Here is a 2,058-nt window from a genome sequence, read left to right on the forward strand (position 1 = left end):
TTGGTTTGGGAGCAGGAGCTCCCCCGATTGGAATCCCGTTTTACTGGCCATTGGCTGCAATGCCAAATACGGTCATGCCGGAATGGTCGGATATGGTATTCCTGAAACCCAATGGCGCTTCATTCTCTGCCGCCACGTATCCAAAACTGGCGCTGGTGTGGCCCGGCCTGATTATTCCTGAAATGCGGGGGGAGTTTATTCGTATTTTTGATGATGGTCGCGGAGTTAACCCGGTACAGCCATTACTGGGGTGGGCAGACTCACGCCTTATTACACACTCGCACGTTCTACCGACAGGACGGATGGCTGTTGGCGTGGACGATGCGTCTTCTACCTGGGTCGCGGTAGAAAATGATGTGGCCACCCCAAAAATATCTACAAAAACGCAGAGCGGTGGCGCCGGTGAAACCGCACCACGCTCAATAGCATTTAACTGTCTGGTGAGGGCAAAATAATGAAACCTGTTTTTGATGAAAATGGACTGGCTATTGAGCCGGGAAATGTCGTCTGCTTTTACTATGATGCAGCCACGGGAGAATACTGCGGGTACTCTGATGAATTTATTCATCCTGGTGTCAGCATGCCAGGGCATTCAACGGATATCAATCCGGGAGAGAAACGGTCGGGATTTGTAGCTGTATTCAATGGTACTGGATGGGAACAACAGCCAGACCATCGCGGCATTACGGTCTATTCGACTGTGGATAGAACCCCGGAATTCGTTGACTACATAGGGGAAATTCGTTCAGGCTATACAACCGTTGCGCCATCCACTCAGTATGATAAATGGGATGGCATCAAGTGGGTTACAGATGCCGACACGCAGCGAAATGCGGCGATAGCTGACGCTGAAAAACAGCGTAGTCATTTGCTGGCCAGTGCCGATAAAGTAATGCTCGACTGGCGAACAGAGCTGATGCTGGGTGAAATAAGCGACGCCAACAAAGCTAAACTGTCGGCGTGGATGGCTTATAAAAACAAGGTTAAGGCGGTCGATGTGACAACCGCCCCTGGGCATGTTAACTGGCCTGTTCCCCCGGAGGTTTAGGCCAGTCAGGTTTTGACGTATCGATCCGCATCAACATCACACGGTACTTCTTCCATTCAGTTAAAGCGGCGGTTTCTTCTTCCGTCGCTATACCTGCATCAACAGCATCCTGCAACCAGTCCATTTCTGCATCAGCAATTGCGCGTAGTGCTTTCTTTTTCTGCTCAAAATCATCTCTGGCTGCATCATTTTTAGCATCTATATCTGTAACCCACGTAGAACCATCCCATTTGTCATAGAGTGTTGATGGTGCAATGGTGGTCACGCTGTCGGGATAATCACCCAAAGCCGTTAGCTCGACAGGTTGGCCTGTTTGTTTATCGTATACAGTCTCCCCCCGATGGTCGGTGATATATTCCCAACCGTCCAGGCTGGCTGTACGACAGATGGCAAATCCTTCTTTTTTCTCTACCGGAGCATCAGTGCATGAATGAGCCGGAATACCTACCCCGACCGCAAGAAACTCAACTGCTGATGACAGGTATTCCCGGGTTTTGCTGTCATAGTTATAGACCGTAATATTGCCGGCTTCTGTGGCAATACCGTATTTGTTCAGTATCGCTTTTGCCATTACGCAGCCCTCACGATGTAGTTGAATGCAATGTTGCGCGGACGCACAGCATCTCTTTGCTGCTGTATAGTTTTGGTAGTCATCCCAGTCGCAACACCAGCCCAGCTGGAGTCTCCAGGGGTAGTCCCATCAGGATCATAAACAGTAGCACCAACCACCCCTGTGGTGCTGGTTCCTGACACGTATCGTCCAATGGATGAGGCTACCTGCTCACTCAGCAATGTGCGTCCACTGTCAACACCCCGGCCATCATCCCAGCCACGAATAAATTCACCTCGTAAATCAGGCAAAATCCCGGATGGATAAATAGCACCTAACTTGGGGAACATAATTTTATCGAACGGCGCACCGTTATATTTCAGCCAGCCCTGTGGGGGATTAGGAAGGGCCCACGGAACCGGTACGCCAACGGGCAGTGCTGACCCATCTCCCAAACCAA

At 50.5% G+C, this 2,058-nt stretch carries 3 protein-coding genes and 1 pseudogene; 2 read left to right on the forward strand and 2 right to left on the reverse strand.

Going from position 1 to position 2,058, the window contains the following annotated elements:
• Together FDX19_RS25530 and FDX19_RS19910 are read left to right on the forward strand one after the other, a co-directional pair.
• A pseudogene (locus FDX19_RS25530) lies at positions 1 to 455 on the forward strand (phage tail protein); the annotation flags it as partial.
• Positions 455 to 1,048, forward strand: coding sequence for a tail fiber assembly protein (locus FDX19_RS19910; protein WP_137384070.1), 594 nt, complete (start codon positions 455 to 457; stop codon positions 1,046 to 1,048). The pseudogene FDX19_RS25530 and the gene FDX19_RS19910, both read left to right, overlap by 1 nt.
• Here FDX19_RS19910 and FDX19_RS19915 read toward each other — a convergent pair.
• Together FDX19_RS19915 and FDX19_RS19920 are read right to left on the reverse strand one after the other, a co-directional pair.
• The gene (locus FDX19_RS19915) at positions 1,020 to 1,619 is read right to left on the reverse strand and encodes a tail fiber assembly protein (RefSeq protein WP_137384071.1); all 600 of its coding nucleotides are present in this window, start codon (positions 1,617 to 1,619) and stop codon (positions 1,020 to 1,022) included. The genes FDX19_RS19910 and FDX19_RS19915 overlap by 29 nt on opposite strands.
• On the reverse strand, positions 1,619 to 2,058 hold a 440-nt coding region (locus tag FDX19_RS19920), incomplete at its 5' end, for a phage tail protein (protein WP_137384072.1). The genes FDX19_RS19920 and FDX19_RS19915, both read right to left, overlap by 1 nt.

This window comes from Citrobacter sp. wls619 (genome assembly GCF_005281345.1).
In the GTDB taxonomy this organism is placed as follows: domain Bacteria; phylum Pseudomonadota; class Gammaproteobacteria; order Enterobacterales; family Enterobacteriaceae; genus Citrobacter.

Bases quoted from the DNA above. Each gene is read 5' to 3' on its own strand.
- FDX19_RS19910 (WP_137384070.1), top strand. From the start codon at position 455: ATGAAACCTGTTTTTGATGAAAATGGACTGGCTATTGAGCCGGGAAAT.
- FDX19_RS19915 (WP_137384071.1), bottom strand. From the start codon at position 1,619: ATGGCAAAAGCGATACTGAACAAATACGGTATTGCCACAGAAGCCGGC.